5 protein-coding genes and 2 pseudogenes are annotated in these 7,737 nt (G+C 37.2%); 2 read left to right on the top strand and 5 right to left on the bottom strand.

The window, feature by feature from the left end; genetic code table 11:
• Positions 1–171 (bottom strand): annotated as a pseudogene (locus E0E02_RS05445) (SDR family NAD(P)-dependent oxidoreductase); the annotation flags it as partial.
• On the opposite strand from E0E02_RS05445, the pseudogene E0E02_RS05440 reads away from it, so the two are divergent.
• Positions 122–1,177 (top strand): annotated as a pseudogene (locus tag E0E02_RS05440) (site-specific integrase); the annotation flags it as partial. The pseudogenes E0E02_RS05445 and E0E02_RS05440 sit on opposite strands and share 50 nt — an antisense overlap.
• Before the next feature lie 149 nt (positions 1,178–1,326).
• On the opposite strand, the gene E0E02_RS05435 reads toward E0E02_RS05440, so the two are convergent.
• The 3 genes from E0E02_RS05435 to E0E02_RS05425 all read right to left on the bottom strand — a co-directional run bounded on the left by E0E02_RS05435 (position 1,327) and on the right by E0E02_RS05425 (position 4,592).
• Positions 1,327–2,019 carry a phosphoglycerate mutase gene (locus tag E0E02_RS05435; protein WP_020916409.1) on the bottom strand — a complete coding sequence of 231 codons (693 nt, stop codon included), beginning with the start codon at positions 2,017–2,019 and terminating at the stop codon, positions 1,327–1,329.
• A gap of 372 nt (positions 2,020–2,391) precedes the next feature.
• Positions 2,392–4,275: a heavy metal translocating P-type ATPase gene (locus E0E02_RS05430; protein WP_133018064.1), complete on the bottom strand. Its 1,884-nt coding sequence runs from the start codon at positions 4,273–4,275 to the stop codon at positions 2,392–2,394.
• 2 nt (positions 4,276–4,277) lie between these two features.
• Positions 4,278–4,592, bottom strand: coding sequence for a metalloregulator ArsR/SmtB family transcription factor (locus tag E0E02_RS05425; protein WP_074601408.1), 315 nt, complete (start codon positions 4,590–4,592; stop codon positions 4,278–4,280).
• A 321-nt stretch (positions 4,593–4,913) separates the two neighbouring features.
• Here E0E02_RS05425 and E0E02_RS05420 point away from each other — a divergent pair, with 321 nt between their 5' ends.
• Complete coding sequence (locus tag E0E02_RS05420) at positions 4,914–5,849, top strand: dihydroorotate oxidase (protein WP_133018063.1); 936 nt, start codon at positions 4,914–4,916, stop codon at positions 5,847–5,849.
• 108 nt (positions 5,850–5,957) lie between these two features.
• Here E0E02_RS05420 and E0E02_RS05415 read toward each other — a convergent pair whose 3' ends face one another.
• Positions 5,958–7,442, bottom strand: a complete 1,485-nt coding sequence (locus E0E02_RS05415) for a peptide MFS transporter (protein ID WP_133018062.1) — start codon at positions 7,440–7,442, stop codon at positions 5,958–5,960.
• Positions 7,443–7,737 lie beyond the last annotated feature (295 nt).

Genomic DNA, 7,737 nt, shown 5'->3' with positions numbered 1-7,737 from the left:
TTCCAAACGTAGGGCATTTGAAAAGCCAATCACCGCAAATTTTGTTGCCGAGTAAACTGATGATTTCGCTGAAGCAATCAAACCAGCGATGCTGGCAATATTGACAATATGTCCCTGTCCCGCTTCTACCAAAAAAGGTGTTAAAACCAAAGCCCGTGAGGCGGTTAATGAGTTCATCAGTAACGGTTATACAACTAAAACCAAAGTTACAGCAAAGACTTATAAAGAACTTGCTTCACTCTGGTATGATAATTACAAGAATACAGTTAAGCCAAACACCCAACAAGCAATGAAAGGACTGTTAAAGGTTCATATATTGCCCGTATTTGGCGATTATAAGCTTGATAAGCTAACAACACCTATTATTCAACAACAAGTTAATAAATGGGCTGACAGGGCAAATAAGGGCATTAAAGGAGCATACGCAAACTACAACTTACTTCACAATGTAAATAGCCGTATACTTCAATATGGCGTTGCTATGCAACTAATACAACACAACCCAGCAAGGGATATCATTGTCCCACGTAAAAAACAAAAAGAAAAAGCTAAAATTAAGTTCTTAGACAGGCAAGAATTAAAGCGATTCTTAAGCTACCTAGATACATTAGACAAATCAATTTATGAAAATCTATTTGACTTTGTTTTATATACGTTTTTGCTTGCTACTGGTATGCGTATTAGTGAGGCTTTAGCCCTTGAATGGTCTGATATTGACTTAGAAAAAGGTATAGTCAGCGTTAATAAGACACTTAATAGGTACCACAAAGTAAATCCGCCTAAATCAAAATCAGGGTATAGGGATATCTCAATTGATAAAGCTACTATACTTATGCTTAAGCAATATAAAAACCGCCAACAAGTCCAATCATGGCAACTCGGACGGTCTGAAACAGTTGTATTCTCTGTTTTTACAGAAAAATACGCTATTGCTTGCAATCTAAGAAGAAGACTTGATAAGCACTTTAAAAACGCTGGTGTAACTAATGTATCTTTCCATGGTTTGCGCCATACACACGCTACAATTATGCTTTACGCTGGTATTCAGCCAAAAGACTTACAACACCGTCTAGGTCATAGTGATATCTCTATGACACTTAATACATACGTTCACGCAACTAAAGAAGGGGCTCAAAAATCAGCTTCAATATTTGAAAATGCTATTAATAGTTTATAAAGGGTATGACACTTTTGGGTCACCCTTTTCTTTCAAACTTTTTTAGTAAATCTAAACAAAAATCTAAACAAATTCAAAAAAAGCACCCTAGGGGTGAGCCTAGAATGCTTTCATATCAAGGGTTTTAAGCCTTATAATCCTATATCAGATTATTTACCCAAGAAGTATTCGTCAGTAACGTTCAATTTTTCGTCAAATTCGAATACAAGTGGTGGGAAGTTAGGGATTTCAACATCCATAATTTCGTCATCTGACAATTGTTTGATGTGTTTTACAAGAGCGCGGATTGAGTTACCGTGAGCACCTACAAAGACGTTTTTACCATCTTTAAGAGCTGGAGCGATTTTATCTTCCCAGAATGGAAGGGCACGTTCCAAAGTAACTTTCAAGTTTTCTGCATCTGGAACAACTTTGTCATCAAGGTTAGCGTAACGACGGTCAGTGTGTGCTGAGTATTGATCGTCTTTAGCCATAGCTGGTGGCAATACATCGTATGAACGACGCCAGATGTGAACTTGTTCGTCACCCCATTTTTCAGCAGCTTCAGCTTTGTTTTGACCAGTCAAACCACCGTAGTGACGTTCGTTCAAGCGCCATGATTTTTCAACTGGAACCCAAAGTTGGTCAGAAGCTTCAAGAGCAAGGTTAGTTGTTTTGATAGCACGTTTAAGAACTGAAGTGAAAGCAACATCGAATTCGATTCCTGCTTCTTTGATCAATTTACCAGCTTCAGTAGCTTGTTTAGTACCTTCTTCTGTAAGGTCAACGTCAGCCCAACCAGTGAAAAGGTTAGCTTTGTTCCATTCAGATTGCCCGTGACGTGCAAACACTAATTTTACCATTAGATAAAGTCTCCTTTAAAATAGTCCAAAGGCTATAAATACACAGCGAAAAATAGATCTTAACCCTTACCAGAATGGCAAATCATTAAACTATTTTTGGCTCAGCATTTTAACCAATTATTATTACGACAAAAGTCGTTTACTCTTACTATTCTACCCAAAAAGCTCTAAAAAAGCTAGTATAATTGCTAATTTTCTGTAAAAGAGTCTGCCTTTACCAACCGTTTACTCTCATTTTTTTCAAAATAAAAAATGGCATGACCAGCAATCGATTCTCAAAAAGAGAGATTCAAAAGCAGTCATACCACCCCACTTTCTAACGAAAATGGTAGCTTTCTATATGATTAAGGCTATTATAATTCAAAAAATTTTCTATGTCAATTTCATTGTTCGCATGGCATTCAAGGTCGCAAGTACTGTCACACCAACGTCAGCGAAAATAGCTAACCACATATTAGCTAAGCCTAGACTAGCGAGTATCAAGACTAAAACTTTGATACCGATTGAGAAAATAATATTTTCTCTAGCGATAGTGATTGTCTGACGTGCAATCTTGATAGCCTGCGCAATTTTTGACAAATGGTCATTCATAACAACAACATCTGCTGCTTCAATGGCAACGTCACTACCAAGCCCCCCCATGGCGATACCGATATCAGCTCTAGCTAATACAGGAGCATCATTAATGCCATCACCAACAAATCCGACTGTGGCACGAGGAGATTTTTTCGTCAAATAGCCTTCCAGTTCACTGACCTTATCAGCTGGCAATAGCTCCGCTTTGTAATCTGTCATTGACAAGTCATCAGCAATTTTTTCAGCTACTTCGTGACGGTCTCCCGTTAACATGACAAGATTTTTCACACCAGCTTTTTTAAGTTGTTCCAGAGCTTCCTTGGTATCTGATTTAATGCAATCTGAAATAACGATATGACCAGCATAAGCACCATCAATAGCCACATGAACAATCGTTCCGACTTTATGGCAAGGTTTCCATTTAGCTCCTAAGCTATCCATAAATTTAGTATTTCCGACAGCCACATCATGACCGTTTACCTTAGCACTAATACCGTAACCAGATTTTTCAGTCACATCTGTAATCGAACAATCATCTGCTTCTTTTTCATAAGCTTCACGAAGTGATTGAGCAATCGGGTGACTTGAAAAACGTTCCACATGACTAGCCAAGTGTAGTAAATGCTCTTTCTTAATATCATCTGAATGAAGAGCTGTTACCTCAAAAACACCTTCTGTCAAAGTCCCTGTTTTATCAAAAAGCAACGTTTCAAGTGAAGCTAAACTTTCAAGATAGTTTGAGCCTTTAATGAGAACACCAGCTTTTGAGCTTGCTCCCAAACCGCCAAAAAAGCTAAGCGGAATAGAAATGACCAAAGCACATGGACAAGAAATAACAAGGAAAGTAAGCGCACGGCTAAGCCACTCTGGAAAATTCCCTACAAAATCACCTGAAAATACTGGCGGTAAGAAAGCTAAAATCAAAGCAGCAATAACTACCGTTGGTGTGTAAACTTCTGCAAACTTAGTCATAAAACGTTCGCTCTTTGATTTATTAGCTGTTGAATTTTCAAGCAAATCTAAAATCTTACTCAAAGTAGAATCTTCAACACGATGCAAAACTTTAACACGAATCACACCAGTCATGTTAATCATCCCTGAGAGAACTTGGTCACCAACCTGAACACTTTGTGGTAAACTTTCTCCTGTCAAAGCTGCTGTGTCAACTGAAGACTCACCAGAAACCAAGATACCATCAATCGCAACCTTCTCCCCAGGTTGAATCACAATCACCTGACCCTCTTGTAAGGTTTTCGGATCAACATCAACTGTTTGACCACCTTCTTCCAAATGAACAAGATTTGGTCGCAAATCTAGTAGTTCTGAAATTGATTTTTCACTGCTACCTTCAGCAATATGCTCAAAGAATTCACCAACTTGGTAGAAAATCATTACAAATACAGCTTCGGCAAATTCAGCCTCACCAGTCATAAAACTAAGAGCAAATGCTCCAAGTGTCGCTAGTGACATCAAAAAATGTTCACTAAAGACTTTCCCTTGACTTATTTTTACCAAGGCTTTTTTCAAAACATCATAACCAGCCATTAAAAACGGAATGGCATATAAAAAAGCTTGAGCTACTAAGCCCAGATGGTTCAAGCGAACCACAAGGAAAACGACAAGAAAAACTAGCGCTGCTAGCAAGATGCGAGCGAGCTTCTTTTTATGTTTATGTGACATGATTAATCCTCCTGATAATGCTCTACAACAGACTCCAAAACTTGGCTAATATGCTTATCAGCAAGGGCATAAATCTGATTTTTACCTTCGCGTCGAACAGAAACAATCTTGAGATTTTTTAGCATAGTCAACTGATGTGAAATCGCTGATGGCGTCATCTCTAAAATTTCTGCTAATTCACTAGATTTTAACTCTCCCTTGCTTAAACAAGAAATAATTTGCAAACGAGTCGTGTTTCCTAACGCCTTAAAAAAGCTGGAAACATCCATTAGCAAATCACCTTTTAGTAATTTTTGTGATTCATTAGTCTCAATCATCTTAATTATCTCCAATATCTTTTATAAAACACTTGAACAATTACTCAAATGTTCTACTGTAATCAGTTTATCACTTTCACAAAAACTATGCAAGCATGAACTAACTTTGTTTAATTCGAGAGGTATTTTTCATTTTTTCAGTCTATTAACAAGATAAAAAACAAAAAAAGTATCCAAAATCAGGCAAAATCTTTCTGTTTTTTATAATATTTTCAAGATTGTTCGGAAAAACACTTGCTTTCAGGTTACTGAAATAGTAAAATATTTCTTGTAATATCAGAAAATTCACTATTGTGTGATAATAGATTTTTGGAGGACTTTATGGTTTCAACTGCAACAAAAATTGGAGCTTTCGATTTTGACAACTGCTTGATGAACGCTGCTGGCGTTTATTGTATGACTCGAGAAGAATTAGCTGAAATTGAGGCTTCTGCTGCAGGCTCTTTCGTCACAAAAACTGGAACATTGGCTGCGCGTCCAGGAAATCCCGAACCGCGTTACGCTGATACAGCTCTTGGTTCAATCAATTCTATGGGACTACCAAACAATGGTTTCCAATATTATCTTGACTACGTTACTGAACTCCAAAACACACCAAATAGTAAAAATCACTTCTTGTCACTTGTTGGTATGTCTGAAGAAGAAACACATACTATCTTAAAAACAGTTCAAGAATCTGACTACCAAGGACTTGTAGAACTAAACCTTTCTTGTCCAAATGTCCCAGGTAAGCCACAAATCGCTTATGATTTTGAAACAACTGAACGAATTTTAAAAGATATCTTCACATACTTTACAAAACCTCTTGGAGTTAAACTGCCTCCATATTTTGACATCGCACACTTTGACCGTGCGGCAGCTATCTTCAATCAATTTCCACTAACATTCGTTAACTGCATCAACTCAGTCGGAAATGGTTTGGTGGTTGACGATGAAACTGTTGTTATCAAACCTAAAAATGGTTTTGGTGGTATTGGTGGTGATTATGTCAAACCAACCGCACTTGCTAATGTTCACGCATTTTATAAACGCCTAAATCCATCTATCCAAATTATTGGAACAGGTGGTGTTAAAACTGGTCGTGATGCCTTTGAACATATTTTATGCGGTGCAAGTATGGTTCAAATAGGAACAATTCTTCACCAAGAAGGTCCTGCTGCCTTTGCCCGCATCACAGAAGAACTTAAAGCTATCATGGCAGAAAAAGGTTATGAAACCCTAGAAGACTTCCGTGGCAAATTGAAATATATCGACTAATAAAAAACAAAAAGAGCAAGGACATGTTGTCCTCACTCTTTTTAGGATTTGCCACCTCCTACAGTTGACATAGAAGCTCTTCTCATAAGAGAAAGAGTTCCTAAAAGATTAATTATTACGCATTAAGTTCAAAATTGGTTTTTTGATAAGTAGCAACAAAGCACCAATACCAAGACATACAAGTCCTAAGATACCGAAGAATGCTACTTCTGTGTCTTTAGTAAAGTATGGTGTAATCAAAGCATTCACTGCTTGTGAAGTTGAGTCTGCCAAGAACCAAAGTGCAACCATTTGTGATTGGAATGCAAGTGGTGCAAGTCTAGTTGAAACAGATAGACCTACTGGAGAAACTAACAACTCACCAGCCATTTGAACGGCAAACATTACTACCAACCAGATAAAGCTTACACGGTTGTTTGTTCCATACAACATACCTGGCAAAGCCATGATCATGTATGACACACCAGTTAACAACAATCCTAATCCAAATTTTGTAACCGCTGATGGTTGACGTTCACCCATTTTGTTCCAAATCCAAACAAATAATGGTGTCAAAATAACGATGAACAATGGATTAAGCAATTGATACCATGAAGGGTCAATGTAAAGGTTAATACCAAAGATTGTTGGATGCAAGTTTGTACGAGTTTCACCCCAGACAGCAATAACTGTCGCACTTTGTTCTTCAACTAACCAGAAAACGATAGAAGACAAGAACAATGGAAGGTAAGCCAACAATTGCTTACGTTCTGTACTTGAAACTTTTTTAGATGCGAACATCAAGATAAAGTAGATAAATGGGATGAAGATACCAGCCATTGATAGAATATTGATGACGTTATCAACGAATTTAGCTGGGCTTGCTTGGTAAAGTAATGTTCCAGCAACAGCTAAGATAACAAAACCAATAACTGATTTGATTGCTAACCCTTTTTTCTCTGCTGTCGTTAATGGATTGGAAGGTTTGTTTCCAATTTCTGGGAATTGCTTCATTCGTCCATACCAATAAACAAATAAAGCAAATACCATACCAATAGCGGCAAGAGAGAAACCTAAGTGATAGTTGATACTTTGTCCAACTGTTCCTACTACGATAGGAGCAAGCAATGAACCAATGTTGATACCGATGACAAAGATATTGAAACCTGTGTCACGACGAGGATCGTCTGGTTCATACAAGTGACCAACCATATTTGAAATGTTTGGTTTTAACATCCCTGTTCCCAAAATAATCAAGAATAGTGAGATGAAAAGAGACGTCAAGCCAAACGGAAGAGCTAAAACAATGTGCCCTAGGGTAATAAGAATACCACCGATAAAGATTGTTTGAGATGCGCCAAGGACGCGGTCTGCAAACCATCCACCAATAATACCAGAAAGGTATACAAGAGCTCCATAGATACTTACAATAGCCATTGCTTGTGGCTTAGGAAGTCCTAACCCTGCGTTAGCTGAAGTAACAGATGCGTACAAATAGTAAATTAAGATTGCACGCATTCCATAATACGAGAATCGTTCCCAAAGTTCTGTTTGGAATAAAGTAAACAAAGCCTTAGGCTGTCCAAAAAATGTTTTTTCTTTATTTTTTTCCATACAATCCATTATATAGATTTTTTTTAATTTGGGCAATAGAAATTTTATTTAAAATATTAAGTAAATTCTTGAAAATGGATATAATCACAGCAAATTCCTCTCAAAATCAACATCTTTTTCAAATGACTTGCTCAAAAAAATAGCGCCACAAAGGCGCTATTTTTGGGCTTTTAAAGAGGCTGAGTCAAAAATACTCAGCCTCTCAATTTATAAAATTGTAATAAATATACGCATTTCAACAATCTGGAGATAAATTTTTAAAAACGATTGTCAAAAATATAAAAACAGTGATTGC

Origin of the sequence: Streptococcus sp. KCJ4932 (assembly GCF_004352745.1) — a bacterium.
In the GTDB taxonomy this organism is placed as follows: domain Bacteria; phylum Bacillota; class Bacilli; order Lactobacillales; family Streptococcaceae; genus Streptococcus; species Streptococcus ruminicola.
The sequence above is the reverse complement of the archived record's forward strand: the minus strand, read 5'-3'. Positions and strand labels throughout refer to the sequence as shown.